Source organism: Bradyrhizobium sp. 45 (assembly GCF_023073155.1).
Taxonomy (GTDB): domain Bacteria; phylum Pseudomonadota; class Alphaproteobacteria; order Rhizobiales; family Xanthobacteraceae; genus Bradyrhizobium; species Bradyrhizobium canariense_D.
Map to the genome: position 1 here is coordinate 80,139 of NZ_JADPIX010000017.1, position 16,441 is coordinate 96,579.

The window sequence follows — 16,441 nt, forward strand, 5'->3', positions numbered from 1 at the left end:
GGCTCAAGCATTGGAAACGGCGAGCGAATTCCCGCTGTTGCCTTCAAGTTCGGCAACCACCCGAGCTATTGACCTCCGCGCCCCATCCCCCTACACAGCGCGGGCCGAAAGCATGATCCGGAAACAGCCGGTTTTTCCGCAACGCTTGCGTCGATGTGGCGGCAAGACATGCTTTTCCAAATGACCGAAGACGATGGCTATTTCTGTGAAGCCATCAGCGGCCATGGGAGCGCGTAGCTCAGCCGGTAGAGCACGTGACTTTTAATCACGGGGTCCTGGGTTCGAGCCCCAGCGCGCTCACCAAGCAAAATCAAGACCTTAGCTGCAAAATCAAGGCGCTTCTTCTCGCATCGAGAATCTCGCGTGCACACTCCATGCACACTGACGCGGCATTGTCATGCTGAGCGCAGTGGATCTTGTTGGCTGGATACTGCTCGCGGTCGTCTTCGTCGCAGCGCTGTCAGCGGAGAAGCCGCTCCGCTAATTCTCACAACCGCAATACGCAGTAGCTCTCGCAAGTCTGGACCTACTAGCAATCGATAATTTGCGCGCTCTTTGCGATGCCGCTTTGATGGCCCCATGCCCGCCCCCGTCCGCATCCGTAAGCATGAAGCTGTGCCCCAGTGCGGCAGCTACGAAGTCTGCTTCGCCGATGGCCGGCCGAGCGTTTATTTCTATTGGGACGATAACCCCGGCCGTCGCTCTATTCGTCAAGTCGCGACCGGCGCCGAGGCTCTTGAGCAGGCCCGGGCACTCGCAAGGGCGGAGCTTGCTCGACATCGAACGACGAGATGAAAAATAGGAACGACGACTGCGGGCGTTTAGTTGAATGGCCGCCGCATCCCCAGCCGGCGGAGCGGCCCCGGCCCTATTCACAGTCTCCCTTGAAGCCGGGACCGTCTGTCCGCCAACAGAGGCCCGCCAGCGTGAACCGGCGGCTTGAGTCGCTCCATGCTCGGTCGCTATTGCGGTTCAAATAGGCACTCACGCAAACCTTAGGGCAGCGCGCTGGAACAGCCGAACCGCGCCATTGCCCATGGCGTGAGCAAGCCTTACCGCCAACCAATTGACGGGGAGGAAGGCGACCGCCGTGGCGAACGACAGCGCAACAATGGCAATGTCAATTGCTAGCCGTGCGGCCATGTCCTGTCCGAAGTGGCGCATTAGCGGCTCTCCCACGATCCACATCACCGGGCCATGCACCAGATAAAGCGGAAAGGAAATAGCGCCAAGTCGTGACGACAGCTTGCCTTCCGCAAAGCTCCGGGCTGGCCCCCATGCAATGACCCCGACAACGAACGCTATGGACGCTGCGCTCCCAGCCCAGACCGTCTGAGGAAGGACAAATGGAGCGGCGACACCAACCGCTAGTAAAACCGCACCAGGTTTGGCGCCTATGCGTTCCAGCCATCCTGCGCGGTAAGCCTCTGCCATTGCGACGCCAGCAGGGAATAGCGCAAGAAGGGATGCGCTCTGCTCTTGAGAGAATGCCAATGCAGCGGAACACAGCACCAGGATAGCAATGCGTCCAGGCAGTTCTCGAAGCAGCAGGACCCCCATCAGAACGATCACCGAGCCCCAAAGCTCGATGCTCATCGTCCAGAGTGCACCGATATAGGTGGCCGAGAAATCATAGTTTAAAAAGACATCGAGCAGGGCAAATCTGAACAGATGTTCGATGCTGGGCTGAAACGTCAGCATGTCCTGGAAGATCGGGAGCCGTTCCGAAGGTGGGCGCAGCAACCCCGTCGCGAGCGCAATGTTCATGATCGCGCACGCACCGAGAACAGGAACGGCAAGCCGAACGTATCGACCGGCCGCTATCCTGATCCATGATCTCAGGTCACCTTTGGAGAGATAACCGATGGACAGTGCGAACCCTGAGACCAGAAAAAATACGAAGATGGCGTTGCCGGCGTTGAAAGGCAAAAAGAAGGGCAGCCATCCGATCTTAGCGCCGACGGGGAGACCCTCATGGAACACGTGGAAGAGTACCACAACCACGGCACCCCACCCTCGAAGTCCATCAAGAAAACCAAGCCGCAATGGAGCCCTCCCGCTCCAGCTACCAGTACCATCCTGATAATTGGCCCGCCAGCGTGAACCGGCGGGCCTATCGCGTCAGGGTTGGAATCGTTTGGCCAGTAGCGCCAGGGACATGCTGGCCTTGAGCAGATAGCGGTACACCTTCAGCTTAGCGTCCAGGTGAGGAGCTGGATCAGGCGCATTCCAGCCCGCCCTTCATAAGATCGAGTCGTGCACTGATCTCAAGCGCTACCTGATGCATCCCGTCCACGCATGTGTCGGCATCAGGCCCGGCGAGGGCGACAACAAGCAAGCCGACGAGGGCCTGTGCCTCCCTGAGGAGATCTAAGGGCGCCTGGGTCATGCCATCACCGTATGCTGCCAGTCCTGCCAGCCTACCTGCTCCAGAAGGCCGTCATGGTCGCCGATGCCGGACTCCGTTGGGTCGTCCTCAAGGTCGCGACGGTCCCCGGCAGCCCAACGGGTTTGATCGCCGCCTCCCATGGACGGATCGCAGCTGCCGAGGGATGGCTCGTCATCGAGGTCATTCTCTGCCGGGTCGTCGTCCTCCAGCTCGCTGTCGTCGCCTTCGTCCTCGGGCTCCAGCTCCATATGGTTTTCGGTCGCGTCCAGAAACCGGATCAGCCGGTCGATCTCGTCTCTGGCCTCCTTGCGGAGTCTGCCGATGGCTTGGAAGATTTGCTCGGGGGATATGTCGGTGCGAACGTAAAGCTCACCAGCGGACTCCGCTGCGCTTCCTAGGGACGTTTTCATGGTCGAGGCTTCCAGGTCTTGGCTTGTCACAGCCGTCACCAGCATCGGGCCGGCAGCCGGGGGGTGACAAACAGCCTGGAAGACTGCTCGGAGCGCCTTTAAGGGTTGCCCCTCTGGACATAGCGCACCGTCCCCGGCCATAATGGCCAAGTTGGTGCGCCGCCAAGCGCTACCGATGAGCGCCTGAGGAAACCCGCCAAGGTCTCCTACGCGCAGCTGAGGCCACCCCGCCAAGGGTCGCCTGTATTCCAGGTCCGGGTTGTCACACCCACGGACACGCTGCACCTGATTTGCTTAAAAATCCATCCCCTTTCGGGGCGCCTTGGCGCTTTGGCTAATTGTTCGCTGTGTGGTTGTGGTGCTAGAAGTGCCCACGGGGGCACCAATCCAAATGATATTTCGCTTACTCTACTGCGTGGCTTTGTTTGCGATCACCGCGCAGGCAGCAGGGGCCGAGGAGATTCGAATTGGCAGCCTTGCAGCCACGGACGCGGCCTCTCCTGCCGCCGTCGTTGCCAGAGTGACATCCGCTTATTTCAACAGGATCAACCAAAACGGAGGAGTTGCCGGCCATCAAATCCGTCTCATTTCGTATGATCACGGTGGCGACCCGAAGAAGGCTTTAGACTTGACGCGCAAACTCTTCGAAGAAGATCACGTCTCGTTATTGACTGGCCTGGATAGAAAAACGATAGATGCCGCCGCACCATACATTCGCTTCAAGCAAGTCCCGCTGATGTATGAATCTCAGGATGAGATTGCCGACGAAGCAGCGTTAAAAGCGGCAACGCTGGGCGAATACATTCTGAACGCGAAGCCAGACGGAAAAATCGCCATCATATTTGAAACAGGAAAGTCGGTCAGTGCGGTTGATGGTTTCTTCTACGGTCTGGGAGCCGCTAACGCACGGCGCATGATAACGAACATGCTCAGAAGTGATGAATGGACCGGCAACCGCGTTGCCAGAGTGAGTGGATCGAGCGCCGATTTTCTTGCTGTTTTTGGCAGTCGCGCATTCCAATCCGATACTATGAAGCAAACCGTCGGACTTGAATGGAAGCCAACCCTTGCGATAACTGACCAACTCGGCCTCGCTCCTGCGGAGGGCGCGATTAGCGCCATGGTCCACTTAAAACCCATAGAATTGACTGATGACGAAACCCTTCGCTGGCAACGATTCAAGGACGAGCTTGAACCGAGCGACGCCGCCTCTGATTTTGCGATCGAGGGCTTTTTGCAGGCACAGTCTTTGACCAGAATTTTGAAACAGTGCGAGACGGATCTTTCCAGCGCCTGCCTGAGACGGACCTATGCATCCGAGAAGGACATGCGGACAGAACATATTTATGTCAGCTCAATCGCTCGCTTCGATGGCACATCATGGATTGAACCGACGCCTAGAGAGGCCAGGGCTTATTGAATCCGCCTCCCAGTTGCCGCCGCATTGTTGAAACGTAAACGGGCTGCTACCCGATGCAATATTCGGTTATGAAGACGACGCCAACAGATCCGGCAATGGTGCTCGCCTCCACAAAGCGCAGAATTGCGCTGTGGAAGGGCGCGCCTGAGTCGGGGCCATAGAGTGGCTGACTAACGGGTCCAGATGAAGTTTTTCAATCGCGGATCCGCGCTGAAGGCATGGCGGTCGAAAGCGATCAAGATGTGAGGTGCTTCGCATACAGCGCGCACCCCATTTGCATCCAGATGAAGTTTCCAACTCTGACGGTCGACCGGCTCGGGCTTAGCAAACGTCTTTGGAGTTAGGATCGCCAAGTTCGGTCGCTTTTCCGGATCTCGCACCGATGAGTACTTGATGACATCGATTCCGGCTTGGCGCGCACCATCAGCAATGGCCTGCCCGGCTGTATAGTCGACCAGATGGTAGAGAGATGGATTGTCAATATAGGGGCTCGCAGTCAGGTCTAGAGTTCGCTCTGCAGCGACCCCGACCGCAAAGGCCGTGTATTCTCCGGGATTCTGAGGCCAAGAAGTTCCTGGCGACTCTGCGAAGAAGAGAACGCGGTAGAAGGACATCTCAGCGATTGCGGTGCCTGGATGTTCTGCGGTGTAAAATACGCCGTTGGCTGCGTTGGGCCTACGAAACCTGCTCCCATTGGGGTTTGTCGCACTATACCGAAACGGGGTCATCAGAAGAAAGTGGAGGGCTTCGCAGCCCGACGGCACTGGGGGCTTCGTCTCCTCGATAAGGTTCTCGAGAATCTCTTGCTCTTCGAGCGTATCGGTTACCTTCATGGTCGAGGCTTGATGTTGAGCCTCGACCAGGCGCCACGACGTGGTGGTAAGCGCTGCTGCGTTAGATGATAGCTCTTCTGGTGTCCAAGTATCGGATGACATCAACGAGCCCCTGCACCTTTTGGATCGCATCGAGCGGCCGAGCCTTCAGCGCTATGTTTTCGTTTCTCAGCCATTCGCTGGCCGTTTTATCATCACCACTTACAATTGCATCCAGTGATCGATAGAGCCGAACGAATAGGGCTGCCAATTCGAACGGCTTGCCTCGCTCAAGCACGTACTCACCGTTTTTCATGCGAGAGATCACTGATTCGGAAAGGCCAAGGACATTACCCAGAGCGCGCTGGGACATGCCCAATCGGTCTGCTGCCCTAATTGCCGCCTTGGTAAGAACCAGTCCTTCCTTAGAGGGCTCTCGTACGACCTCCGCCACCGGTAACATATCACCGCCTCCTCCGTCTAAAGAAAGAATAGGGACGCCTTCTTTCATTAGCAAGGCAATTTCTAATGAATGATTAAGTTCCATCAAACCACCCCCATGTTCGGGTACGCGATCGGCCGGTTGAAATTGGAATTCGAGACCACGGGCGCACCACCAGGCTCGCTGAAGCACAGCGCCACCGCGTCACCCTCGTCAGGGCTCGGCATGCCACGCTTTTTCATCTCGTCCTTGCTCTCCAACACCAGCCGCCCGTCGCTCATGTAGCGGTACCCAGGGCCGCAGATGTCGGTCTGCAAGCTATCGCTGTCGGGCAGCGAGAAGTGAGAGCCCTCTAGGGCCGTCTTCAGGTGGGACCACATCTCGGCACGACGGTTGGCGGGGCCGCCGGAAGGCTTGCCGCTATCATCCAACGGCGGGGGGTCGATCGGCTTTGAGCCGAAGTTGACCGCGTTGAGCTGGCCGCTGCCGAAGGCGCCGCCGTAGCCTTGCTCAACCAGACGGTCATAGATGCCAGCGCCGAGACCGCCCACATCGATATTGACCTTGGCCGGCTTGTCGTCACGCATGAGCTGAGCCACCCAGCCCGCAACCTGCATGGTGTCGAGGTGCTTCCGCTTCTCGATCCTCTCGATGGCGCTGCCACGACGCCAGGCAATGGCCGTGCTGTCGGCGCCGAAGCGGGCGGGATCGACGCCAACGATCAGCGGACCAGTCCCCTTGTGTTCCTTCTTGCGAGCACGCAAAACCAGCTCGTGAGGAATGAAGCTGTCGAAGCTGGAGGCGAGAAACGCTTCATCGGGGGTCAGCGGATACTCGCGCTTGAAATAATTGATGTCTCCCTTGTCCGCGATCTTGCAGCGGCGCCAGTAAATCTGCTCGGCGTCGAGGTGATGCAGCTCGGCTAGCTGCTTTTCCTCGGTGCTCATCGCGAAGTCGTCCGGGAGCGCCTTGCGGTACGTCGGATCTTCCGACCACGGCAGAAACACAGCGAGGAAGCTGTTCTCGCCGGCCAGGGCCTTGCACCAGAACTGGTGAAACTCGTCACCGAACTGGTTGCCGGTGGTCTCGATGATGATCTCAGTATCCGGTAGGTCCGGCACCGTCTCCATCAGTGCGGCGAGCTGTTCCTTGAGGTTGACCCAGAAGGCCGCCTCGGAGGCGTGCAGGGCCTGAGCCGTTGACGATCGGCCGGCGCCGTCCTCAGTTGCAACTGAGACGAGATAGCCGCTATCGATATTGCTGAACTTCAGCTCTTCGGCATTCGAGGCGCCGGTGACAGGCCGCATGTCCTCCGGCATCAGGTCGTGCATGCGCTTCACCAGGCCGAACAGATTACGGACGGCCGGCTTCTCATGCGCCACGATTGCGGTCAGGAAGCCCGGATTCTTGATGGTTTTGTGGTAGTAGCGGCCGGCAACATAGGTGCTGACGCCTTCCTGACGGGCCTTGAGGACCACAATGCGGACCATGCCGGTCCTGGCGCGCTGCTCCTCGATGATCGTGTGCAGCTTCCTTTGCACAGGATTGAACTTGAACGGGACAACGCCGCCGGCTTTGGGCCTGATCTTCAGATAGTGCTCGGCGAAATACTCTAGATCGCCGTCGAGCCGCTCGGCATGATCGAGCACGCCGCTGATTTGGTCTGTCCAGTGCTGCATCAGTGCAACGTATGCCCGTCGCTCGACGTTTCGTGCGCGAAAGCACGCAATGCCGCTCGCGCTACTTCCAACGGCACGCCCATCTGACAAGCAACGTGCTCAGCGATGCGATTACGCTCTGCCACCGCAGCCATGAATACTGGATCAGTCAACCCGCTGAGGATTCCGCTCACTTCTTTTCCTCCAGCAAAGCTGCTGCTTGCTTGCAGGGGCACCCCCAGGCCTTGCCCTCAAGTTCGCGGCGCAAGGCGGGTGGAGGTATAGAGAAGTTTGTCTCCGCGCGAAGCTCTTCGACGCGCCTGTCAATCAGGGCGTCTGCCTCGGCCTGAATTTCCTTCATTCGATTAAGTAGCGTCTTTTGCTTCAACATTCTCTGTCTCGCTCTGTTTCAGCTTTAGCCGAGCAAGCGCTGCTTCTTGCTGCGCCTGCTTGATTACTCTGGTCTGGTCCTTGTCGCGGGATGCCAGATATTGCTGCAATTCATAGGGAAGTTCACCGAACCGAGGCCGCATAGCCTTGGGCCACGACAGAGGAGCCTCGATCTTGGCGAGATGGTTCAGTGCAGCCGACACCGGATAACCCGATGTCGGATCTGCCTGCCCCCGCCGCAAATGGCACCGAGAAATCTCGACAACCATCCGCGCAAAATGGTCTATTCCCAGATGCCTGCTCTCCAGCACATACAATGCGATTGAGGCAGGACGAGCCGGGAGCGACGCAACGCCCTTCTGCTCACACCATGCAACGAACTCGGCCGGCAAGGTGCCGTGCGATACGTCAGCCGGAGGGCCGATCTGCCTTGCCACAGCGGCGCTGATGGACCGTGCATGATGCTCGGCGTTCTCCATCTCCGCATTGACCAGGGCCTTGAGGACAGGGCTGCTCAACGACCAGCCTTGCGCAACGTGTGGTGCACCTGCTTCAGATTCCGACGAAGCGTGACCATCTCGTGATACTTTCGCAGGTCCGAGGTGTCCGCGTTGCTGTACTCGGTGTCGATCTGATCGAGAATGCCCGATCGTTTGGCGTGGCCGTACAGCTGAAATTCCTGAAGCATCCCGTCAGGGCTGATATCTTCCCCGCTCCAGTTTTTCGAAACGTCACGCGCAGCATCAATGAAGTTGCGATCGTCATCTGACATGGATCAGCTCCGTGCTTTCTTGGCTTTGTAAAGTTTGAAGACGTCCTCGGCGTTGCCGGTTGCCGTCGCTTTCTGCCTGAGCGACATAATCTCGCTCGCGTCCCGGTCGCCGGGTGATCTGGCGAGGCCAGGCCTCTGAACTGAGGGGACAGGTTTGGGGATAGCTTTCGCGGGCGCCTTCTGGATCGCGTGGAATTTGGCAGCCGCCACCATCATGGCTTGCACCTCTGCACTGCGCAGGATCGGGTGATCGATCATGGCCCTCCCGAGAGACTCCCGCTCGATGCCGAGCGACTTGGCGTAGTCCGCCACTTCGTTCGCCACGTCGTTCGTGATTTCTACTCCCATGGTCTTGAGGCGAGCATCTTCCGCCTTTGCCCATGTTTCGACCTGTTGGTGCTCGACAGCGGCACGATGTTGCTCGGCCTGCTGCTGCGCCTGAACGATCGTGTTCGTGCGGGCGAGGATGTTCATGGCTTTCTGAAAGGCCGGCGGATCGACCTGTGCAAGCAGCTCCATCCCCTGCTCGAACTGCGCCGGCTGCAAGCCCATGAGGTGCGGTACGACCTCCCCAAGCGTCGCCAACGTGTGCAGACGCGCGCTCTCCAGGCCCGTTGAATAGGCCTGGGTTGCCTGCTCGGCCCTTGTAAACTCCTCCGCGATGGCTTGCCGAACCTGCGGATGCTTCAGCGCCTTCTGAACCTCGGGATGGATCTCGCCATCTGCCGGGGCCACGTAAGTCTCCTCAGCCGGCGTCTCCGAACGTGCCTCGCTAGCGGGCGCCGTGTCGGCCTCCAGATCGACGCCATAATGCTCGGCCAGCTTGGGATCGCCGTTGATCCTTTCGGCGCGAGCCCTGTCAATCTGGTCTCTGGTCTGTTCAATGCCAAGAAGCTCGCGGCCGGCTTGCTCGAAAGAGTATGACTGCGTGAGCGCCGCGTGTGCCTGTTCAGGCGTGATAGCAAGATTGGGCTCAACCTTTTCGCCGGTATCGGCATAGGTCAGCTCGCGCTTTATGGGCTGGCCGTCAGCATCCCCACGCTTGCGCTTATATTGCTCATAGACCGCCTCGGGTGAATCATCTGTCGGTGCGGCTGGCGCATTTACGTGGGTATACCCCTGATCGGCCTCGACGCCCTCGATGCCGAACTTTTCCTCGCCGCCAGTGAACTGCCCCGAGGAATCCCTCGGAGCTTCTACTGTCGAGGTGTCCATTTCACTCATCAGCGCTTCTTGCCTCCAGTGGGCTTCGGCGTGGTAGCTTTGCGGATCACCGCAGATTCAACAGCCCGGTACTCCTTTCGGGACGAGTCGCCGCGCCGGAAGCTGTCATCCGCCTGCTGAAGGTCTTCGAGGTCGCGCATCAATTCCTTACCCATCGTGCTTTCCTTTCAAGTTCGCCGGCGGTATTGCCGGGGTGAATGGTCGGTTTGTCGCGCTGGTACATCCGCAGTCGCGATGGCACCCCGACCTGCCGTCGTCAGATAATTCTCAGGATTTTGTTGAGCACGATCGTAGGCTGCACGGTGCGATGAGCGCCGCCGCCTGTGTTGTTCGAATTAACCGTGATGGTGTTGTTGCCCGTAGAATTGAGCAGGCTTAGGTTTCCGCCCGAACCAGCATCAGACGCCGTCACCTGCGTACCGCCGCCCTGCGCAGAACCCGCATTTGGGCCGTTGACGACCCTCTGCACCGTTGTGACGGTGATGGCGTTGCTCGCGCTTGATGTGATCGATGGAATTTGCGCCGCTGTCAGCGTCTGGCTTTCGCCACCCCCGATATTTCCTAGGACACCGCTATCTGAACCAAAAAAGGTTCCGGTAAGGCGTCCCGCGTATGTGCCGCCCATATTATCCTTGCCGGCGATGACGCGACCGCGAAGGTCTGGAACATTGAAGGTAGTCGAACCGTCTCCACTGCCGTAGGCAGTGCTCACTAGCGCGAACAAGACCGAATAGGTCGCGCGGGAAATGGCCTGGCCATACGGGAAAACAAACGAACTATTCGGAGCCGTCGAGCCGATGAAATCCAGCATGCCGCCAATCGGCGACGCATAGGGATTGCCAAAGAACCCTTGCAGATAGAATGCAGCGTCGCTGCTGTTGTAAACCGCAACGTACGGCGTGCCCTGGACCAGATGGCCGGTCACAAGGTCTGTGCTCGGTGCCGAGCGCAGCGGCTTTGCGCCCAATCCGTCAACATTGAGGGTGACGGTGCTTCCGGAAGTCGTGTGCGGGGTGAACGCGATCATCTGCCCGTTGAGGCGGGCAAGAGTGTCGAAGGTCTGATAGCTGCTAACGGTGAACGCAATGCTGGTCCCAGCCGTGGTGATTGCGCCTGTAATGTCGTCGCGCCACTTCGCGGCCGAGGCCATCAGAGCCCGCGCGGAGTCGTTCACGCTGGACGGCGCCTGGCCCTCTGCAAAGTTGATTGTCGGGTCTTGCGTCGCGTTGCTCGCCGCAGTCTGTGACCACCATGCAACGCCGCTCATGCGTGCTCCTGGGACTTGGCAACCACGGGATAGGTGCGGACCACCCGATCACCGTCCAGGCGGAGCGGGAGCGGCTTCAGACGCCAGTGCTGCGCGGGGTCAAAGAGCTGGTTGTCCTCGTTCTCGATTGGCAGCCAGACGCCGCCATCTGGATCGTTCGATGGTTTGAAGCCAGTTGCAACCAACTCGCCGTTTCGCACCAGGCAATACTGCTGCTCCGCGACAGGAAAGCCCTCAGAAGCCACAGCGGAGTCCGCCAGTGAGCGCATCAAGGTGCTGATGCTCATACCCTTGCGCTCGGCAACGGCCTTCAGGAGGTCTGTACGGGCGTATCGGAAACCGATGTCAGGCATTCCGGGCGCCTCAGCTCTGGGACGATGACACATCGGCCACCGGCACAGAGATCTTCCAGCCGCGCTGTTGCATCAGATCGATGACAGTCAGCGCTTCCATGTATGTGAGGCGCACGAGCGGGGAGCGGTCCTGAAGGGTTCGGACAAGCTCGGCAGCCTGGGTCTCGTTCAGCATCAATCAATCCTCTATCGAGTTCGCAAATCGCGGAACACGTAATCTTTTATCATGGCGCAATCGTCCAATGCACGTTCTACTTCAATATCTTAGGTAATCGGCTGGAAGCTGTGCACACGCTATGCACACAATTGGCAAAAGACTGCGTCAAAATGACTCGGGCTCAACCGCCGCTCAACTTGCCGCCAACCTCACGTGCAACGCGCGCTCTCAGATCTTCCTCGATCCAGCCGAACACGATCTCAGGATCGACCGCATCGGCCGTCGCCTGGATCAGCCCCACAAGCCGGCGCATCATCTGCATCTCGGCAGTGTCCATCGGACCAGTGCGGTTCTCGATCGAGACCGCGATGTCCTTCGGGATGATGCTGAACAGGACGCGGAGATAGGTGCTTGGGTCAGTATCCCTCACACGCTCCAGGGTCGCCGCTCCATTGCTGGTCCAGTCCTTGAGCGCATCAGCGCACGCCGCTTCGGAGAACTTTGCACGCGTTCCCTGGGGTCTCCCCAGCGGGTTGCCAGACTGCCCCGGCTTCCACTTCGTGCTTACCGCCTGTTTGTTCACGCCAGTCTTCTCCTATTCCTCGGTAACGGTTGGTAACGTAACGGTCACGAACTGGTCACGCGTTACCTTGGTAACGAAGTAACGTCACGGTTCTCCCCCCTATAAGGGGAGACCGGACCGTTACCGTTACCGTGACTTGCTGGTGTGGACAGATGGTCATTGGCACACCTTCCATGTGCCGGCGTACTCTCGAATTAGTCTCTTGTCCTTCAGCGCCATCCGAAGCTCATACAGCCGCTGCTTGGTGGCGATGCCGTTCTCCTTGGCAAGATCGTTCCACGCATCCACAGTCAGCCCTGCTGGCCCTGCTTCGGCTAGAAGCCGGTACATGACACGCTGGTTGGTGGAGAGTTTGGGCTCGGCGGGTTTTCCGTCAATCTGACGCGAAACCTCCTCGGCGCTGACAATGTTGACCGTCTGCGGATCACCGTCTTCATCCGGGCCAAAGTCGACTATCTCAGATGAGAATGAGAACAGCGGGCCGTCTGGTATGTCGTTGGCCTTGGCGACGGTCGCGGTCTTGATGGCATCGCCGCCGATTGTCACCAGCACGTCAACGTCACCGTAAAGGGCGTTAGATCCCCGGGCGCCTCTGGCCTCATCCTTACCCGTGTGACCAATCAGAGCGATGTGCGGGCCTCCAAGCTCATCCTTGATGCGCTGGAGATTGGCGAACACTTTACCCTGGTCTTTAGCGCTGTTCTCATCACCGCCGCCTGCCGCAATCATCTTGGCGAAGGTGTCGAAGATCAGCAGGCCCGCGCAATGGCGCTCGGGGAGATAGCTAAAGTATATCTCGGCGCGCCGCACCGCCTCCACCACCAGCGGCACGGTTGCCGGGTTCATCATGTCGAGCATTCCGCTTTGCACGATGATTGCAAGGGGATGGTTTTCAGGTAGGCCCAATTTACGCCGGTGAGCGATAAGCCGTCGCTTCACCAAATCGGCGCGCTCCAGGGCGAAGTAAATCACTCCAACGGGGTTGCCGGGCGCTCTCCGGCCGAACCACGGTTGGTTTAGGGCAACGCTTATTGCAGCGGATGCTAGAAGCGCCGATTTCATCCCGCCGGGTGGCGCGATCCATGCCGATGTTTCACCCCAAGCGAAAATCCCCTTGATGATATGGCCCTTGGCGCAATCATCCTGAAGGAAGACGTTTTCTAGAGGCTCAAGCCGCAAAGATCCCCTCTGCTGTATTTTCAGCGTTGCCAGGCGCGTGCGTCGTTCGTCTCCCTCTTGCTGATCCGGTGAGGGGGCGCTAGGCCACGTATCGGGGAAAGGATCTTTCGGGTCGACTGCGGGCATGGGGCATGGGAATTGACCTTCGTGTTTCATGCGGACCTCATCAGCTCGGGGTACACAAGATCCAGCGCGCCCATTTCTTCTAACTTGTCATCAAGCTCTGCGGTGCTCATGGTGCCGTTCTTCACCGCCAGCCCCATGACCTTGGCCTCATGTGCCAGCCAAACCGCGCGGCTGTACATGAAGCGCAGACCGGCAAGCTGAAGTTGCCTGCGGATTTCGGGGTCGCTGACAATGAGGTGATCGCGTGAGGTCAATCTCTCAGATTGAGAGGTTGAAAATCGTTCGTGCATCATCGCATCGCCTCCAGGAATACGAGAGGCGCGATCGCTTCGGCCATCGCCGCGTTCATGGCGTAGAGGCGGACAAGACGCGAAGCTTGCAGTCTGCGAAGCGGAGATGTAGAGTCCGAACAGATCGAAGCGCCAGCCAGATCAGAATTCGGAGCCCCGCACGCCGCCAGCGTTGCGGGGTTTTCCTTGTGAGGCTTCATCAGGCGGCGACCTCGCGACTATCGGAGGTCGATTTGCGCTTGCCGGCGGCCAACCAGTCGTCCAGGTCGTCTAGGTCGTACCGGACAACACCATTTCTTTTGAGGTAGACGGGACCGCCACCTTTGCAGCGGAGCTTGTTCAGGTAGCCTTCGCCGAACCCGGTGTAGGTTGCGGCGCCTTTCACATCGACGGGCGGCCGATGCTCTTTCTTGGGATTGTCCATTTTGCCTCTCGGTAGGTGGTGGATACCGAGGGCGAACATGCCACGCGCGTTTTGGCGGGCTCCAACATTAGGGGGATTTCAAAGAAGCCCTATACTCCGGGGACTTTTTGAACTTGCTCCATTCCTTCCAGCTTTCGCTGACTTGGCCCGCGGAGATTCGGATGCCGTAAGTTTCGGCCACATAGGCAATCACGTCGGCGATGATTTGTGGCTTGGCGCCGTAGGGCCGCTTGATCGGAATGGTAACGCGTCGCGCACCCTCAGTGATGTCGTCGATGTCCTCTGAAATGTCCTTGAGCCGCTGCCGAGAGCTGCGCCTAAGGTGCGTGGGAATCAGCTCAGTGCTGGATTGCTCAAGCCTGATCGCCTTTGTCTCCGGTAACGCCTCGTAGCGTTCAATTGCTTCGCGCTCGCCGAGTTCGTCCCAACGTCGCTCGCATTCGGCACCAATCAACAGCTTTTCATAGTCGGTCAGGCCCTTCCGGCCGGCGCCGGCCCTCGCCCCGCCGCGGCCCATTACTCAGCCGCCGCGAAGGGAATAACGTTGTTGGCCGGAGGATTGAGGATCATCCCCACCATCGCCGCCAGGGCCTCGAAGGCCTGCCGCTTCTCGTCCAGATACTCATAGCGGTCATAGGTCTCGCGAACGCCGCCGATGACGTGTCCCATGCAGCGCTCGGCGTGGTCAGCATCCACCTTGGCGCGGCTCATGAGGCTGCGGCCGGTGCGGCGCAGGTCGTGCAACTGCCACTGCTTCATGGGCGCCCTCCCCTCTGCCTTCCGGGTCTTCGCGACAATCCGGTCGAGGTCCTTCTTGGCCTTGCTGAACCCGCTGAAGGGCTTTGCCCCGTCCAACTGCCCGCCGCTGGTCGTCGTCGAGAAAACGAACCAGGAGTTCTTAGTGCACCCGGCCGGCTTCTCCCCGATTAACTCACGGAGCGCCGGGATTACCGGAATGACGTGATCCTGCTTATTCTTGTATCGCGAGCCTGGAATGATCCAGAGGTCACCATCGAGCTCGTCAGTATGCATCCGAGCCGATTCGTTGCGGCGCGTCATGGCGAGCAGCAAGGATTTCACATAACGGGGATAGCAGGCCGGCTGCTCGATCTGTTCCAGAGCTGCCCAGACGTCCCTGATCTCGTCGTCCGCCAAGGTCCGCTTGCGAGCCCGCTCCTTCGGCTTGGTCTTTGCCATGCCGCGAACAATCGGCGACTTAAACTCATCGTCCTGGACCATCTGCCAGTTGAACGCCTTGCGGACGTGGGCCAGCACCCGGTCGGCCATCACGGGGCCGCTCTCGGCCTTGATCTCGTTCAGCATGGTGGTGATGTCGCTGCGCTTCAGATCATAGATGGACTTATCGCCAATTCGGGGTCGCACATGGTTCGTGAAAGCGGCCTTGACCTGATCGCCGCTACGTAGGCCTTCAACGTGGTCTCTCTCGAAGGCGTCCAGAACGGTGTTCACGGTGTTTGCGGCTGCCAGCCGTTCCCGCTTCGCCTCTGTCCGGGAGTCCTGAAGTTCAGCCTGGGGATCCTTCTTGTCCGCCACCTCGCCGGCTGCCTTCTTGGCCAGGTCCCGAGCCTCATCGGGGGTGATGCTGCCGTGAAGCCCCAAACCGAGCCAGCGCTGCTTGCCGGTGCTCTTGTCCCGGTAACGAAACCCATAGCTGACGGCGCCACTATTGAGACGGCGCGCAACGAAGCCCTTCACTTCCTTATCCGCGAGCATTTGACCTGCACTCAGCCGGTCCACTTGCGTCTTGCTGATCTTGACCTGCATTGCCCCGCCTCCGTGCACACCAAATCATTACGTGGTCGGCATGCACACTCTATGCACACAGCCTCGGGTCAGCGCAAGGCATTTCTGGGCATCTATCGCAAATCGCTAGAAAGCCTGCTATCAACGGGTTTCTGAGCGGATTAGGGGGAAATACAATGTTAGCAGCAGCTTGGCGCGTGTGCAGAGCCATAACTTTTAATCACGGGGTCCTGGGTTCGAGCCCCAGCGCGCTCACCAAACAACCCACTGAAATAATTACCTTCTTTGGCTTTGCTGCATCGCCGTGCCCCCGCGATCTCTTCTTGGGGGCACTTTGGGGGCACGGTTTTAGACTTGTCGGAACGGGCGCGCGCCACGCGCAGCGATCCGTTGCTCTACATAGCTTTCGACTTCGCTGGCGACCCACGCTACGCGGCGCTCCCCGATCCGCACACGCTTGGGAAACTTGCCTGCGGCTTCGAGCCTATCGATCTGCCTCCGCCCAAGCGGCATGTCGTAGGTCCCCTTCAATTCGTCGAAGGTAACGAGCTTCCGTGGGATTTTTGTACTGAAGTTCGTGGCTTCTAGCGCTTTGGTTTGTCGCTGACCTACCCTATCGTTCGTTAGGGACGACTCAGATTGGCGCTTCACGGTCTGAGTTCGAGTTTCCTTGGCCGAAGTCGTAAGCGCGAAGCCGATACCCTTGCTTCAGAATTCGAATGAACGTGCGAAAGAAGCCTCCGGCTTGGACGGAGGTTTCGGATGGGATTGGACAGCAAAA

At 58.9% G+C, this 16,441-nt stretch carries 21 protein-coding genes and 1 tRNA gene; 2 read left to right on the forward strand and 20 right to left on the reverse strand.

Features of this window, described 5'->3' with window-relative positions; all coding sequences use genetic code 11:
- Positions 1 to 227 precede the first annotated feature (227 nt).
- Positions 228 to 303: transfer RNA gene (locus tag IVB42_RS03145), tRNA-Lys, on the forward strand.
- A 681-nt stretch (positions 304 to 984) separates the two neighbouring features.
- On the opposite strand, the gene IVB42_RS03150 is transcribed toward IVB42_RS03145, so the two are convergent.
- Positions 985 to 2,046 (reverse strand): acyltransferase family protein, encoded by a 1,062-nt coding sequence (locus IVB42_RS03150; protein WP_247469728.1) that lies wholly within the window; start codon positions 2,044 to 2,046, stop codon positions 985 to 987.
- Positions 2,047 to 2,385: 339 nt separating this feature from the next.
- A complete protein-coding gene (locus IVB42_RS03155) occupies positions 2,386 to 2,799 on the reverse strand; it encodes a hypothetical protein (RefSeq protein ID WP_247395468.1) in 414 nt (137 codons plus the stop codon).
- A gap of 391 nt (positions 2,800 to 3,190) precedes the next feature.
- Here IVB42_RS03155 and IVB42_RS03160 point away from each other — a divergent pair, with 391 nt between their 5' ends.
- Complete coding sequence (locus IVB42_RS03160) at positions 3,191 to 4,219, forward strand: ABC transporter substrate-binding protein (protein ID WP_247469731.1); 1,029 nt, start codon at positions 3,191 to 3,193, stop codon at positions 4,217 to 4,219.
- A 170-nt stretch (positions 4,220 to 4,389) separates the two neighbouring features.
- On the opposite strand, the gene IVB42_RS03165 is transcribed toward IVB42_RS03160, so the two are convergent.
- The 18 genes from IVB42_RS03165 to IVB42_RS03250 all read right to left on the reverse strand — a co-directional run bounded on the left by IVB42_RS03165 (position 4,390) and on the right by IVB42_RS03250 (position 16,173).
- Positions 4,390 to 5,154 (reverse strand): RES family NAD+ phosphorylase, encoded by a 765-nt coding sequence (locus IVB42_RS03165; protein ID WP_247398651.1) that lies wholly within the window; start codon positions 5,152 to 5,154, stop codon positions 4,390 to 4,392.
- Positions 5,114 to 5,494 carry an MbcA/ParS/Xre antitoxin family protein gene (locus IVB42_RS03170; protein ID WP_247398654.1) on the reverse strand — a complete coding sequence of 127 codons (381 nt, stop codon included), beginning with the start codon at positions 5,492 to 5,494 and terminating at the stop codon, positions 5,114 to 5,116. The genes IVB42_RS03165 and IVB42_RS03170 overlap by 41 nt, the downstream gene beginning before the upstream one ends.
- An 83-nt stretch (positions 5,495 to 5,577) precedes the next feature.
- Entirely contained in the window at positions 5,578 to 7,152 is a 1,575-nt protein-coding gene (locus IVB42_RS03175; RefSeq protein WP_247398650.1) for a hypothetical protein, read from the reverse strand.
- 169 nt (positions 7,153 to 7,321) lie between these two features.
- A complete protein-coding gene (locus IVB42_RS03180) occupies positions 7,322 to 7,522 on the reverse strand; it encodes a hypothetical protein (RefSeq protein WP_247398648.1) in 201 nt (66 codons plus the stop codon).
- Positions 7,497 to 8,039, reverse strand: a complete 543-nt coding sequence (locus IVB42_RS03185; protein WP_247398646.1) for a hypothetical protein — start codon at positions 8,037 to 8,039, stop codon at positions 7,497 to 7,499. The genes IVB42_RS03180 and IVB42_RS03185 overlap by 26 nt, the downstream gene beginning before the upstream one ends.
- A complete protein-coding gene (locus IVB42_RS03190; protein ID WP_247398642.1) occupies positions 8,036 to 8,293 on the reverse strand; it encodes a hypothetical protein in 258 nt (85 codons plus the stop codon). Before IVB42_RS03190 ends, IVB42_RS03185 begins: the two co-directional genes overlap by 4 nt.
- A 3-nt stretch (positions 8,294 to 8,296) precedes the next feature.
- A complete protein-coding gene (locus IVB42_RS03195) occupies positions 8,297 to 9,517 on the reverse strand; it encodes a hypothetical protein (RefSeq protein ID WP_247398641.1) in 1,221 nt (406 codons plus the stop codon).
- On the reverse strand, positions 9,517 to 9,672 hold the full coding sequence (locus IVB42_RS03200; RefSeq protein ID WP_247398639.1) for a hypothetical protein: 156 nt from the start codon (positions 9,670 to 9,672) through the stop codon (positions 9,517 to 9,519). The genes IVB42_RS03195 and IVB42_RS03200 overlap by 1 nt, the downstream gene beginning before the upstream one ends.
- A 101-nt stretch (positions 9,673 to 9,773) precedes the next feature.
- Complete coding sequence (locus IVB42_RS03205) at positions 9,774 to 10,784, reverse strand: tail fiber protein (RefSeq protein WP_247398637.1); 1,011 nt, start codon at positions 10,782 to 10,784, stop codon at positions 9,774 to 9,776.
- On the reverse strand, positions 10,781 to 11,137 hold the full coding sequence (locus tag IVB42_RS03210; RefSeq protein ID WP_247398636.1) for a hypothetical protein: 357 nt from the start codon (positions 11,135 to 11,137) through the stop codon (positions 10,781 to 10,783). Before IVB42_RS03210 ends, IVB42_RS03205 begins: the two co-directional genes overlap by 4 nt.
- 10 nt (positions 11,138 to 11,147) lie before the next feature.
- Positions 11,148 to 11,312 (reverse strand): hypothetical protein, encoded by a 165-nt coding sequence (locus IVB42_RS03215; RefSeq protein ID WP_247398635.1) that lies wholly within the window; start codon positions 11,310 to 11,312, stop codon positions 11,148 to 11,150.
- A gap of 163 nt (positions 11,313 to 11,475) precedes the next feature.
- A complete protein-coding gene (locus IVB42_RS03220) occupies positions 11,476 to 11,877 on the reverse strand; it encodes a DUF5681 domain-containing protein (protein ID WP_247398634.1) in 402 nt (133 codons plus the stop codon).
- 156 nt (positions 11,878 to 12,033) lie between these two features.
- Entirely contained in the window at positions 12,034 to 13,212 is a 1,179-nt protein-coding gene (locus tag IVB42_RS03225) for an AAA family ATPase (RefSeq protein WP_247469735.1), read from the reverse strand.
- Positions 13,209 to 13,475 (reverse strand): hypothetical protein, encoded by a 267-nt coding sequence (locus tag IVB42_RS03230; protein ID WP_247398632.1) that lies wholly within the window; start codon positions 13,473 to 13,475, stop codon positions 13,209 to 13,211. Before IVB42_RS03230 ends, IVB42_RS03225 begins: the two co-directional genes overlap by 4 nt.
- Positions 13,476 to 13,671: 196 nt before the next feature.
- Positions 13,672 to 13,896: a hypothetical protein gene (locus tag IVB42_RS03235; RefSeq protein ID WP_247398631.1), complete on the reverse strand. Its 225-nt coding sequence runs from the start codon at positions 13,894 to 13,896 to the stop codon at positions 13,672 to 13,674.
- Between the two features lie 67 nt (positions 13,897 to 13,963).
- Positions 13,964 to 14,413, reverse strand: coding sequence for a hypothetical protein (locus tag IVB42_RS03240; protein ID WP_247398630.1), 450 nt, complete (start codon positions 14,411 to 14,413; stop codon positions 13,964 to 13,966).
- Positions 14,413 to 15,681, reverse strand: a complete 1,269-nt coding sequence (locus tag IVB42_RS03245; RefSeq protein ID WP_247398629.1) for a site-specific integrase — start codon at positions 15,679 to 15,681, stop codon at positions 14,413 to 14,415. The genes IVB42_RS03240 and IVB42_RS03245 overlap by 1 nt, the downstream gene beginning before the upstream one ends.
- A 327-nt stretch (positions 15,682 to 16,008) precedes the next feature.
- Positions 16,009 to 16,173, reverse strand: a complete 165-nt coding sequence (locus IVB42_RS03250; protein WP_247469740.1) for an AlpA family phage regulatory protein — start codon at positions 16,171 to 16,173, stop codon at positions 16,009 to 16,011.
- Positions 16,174 to 16,441 lie beyond the last annotated feature (268 nt).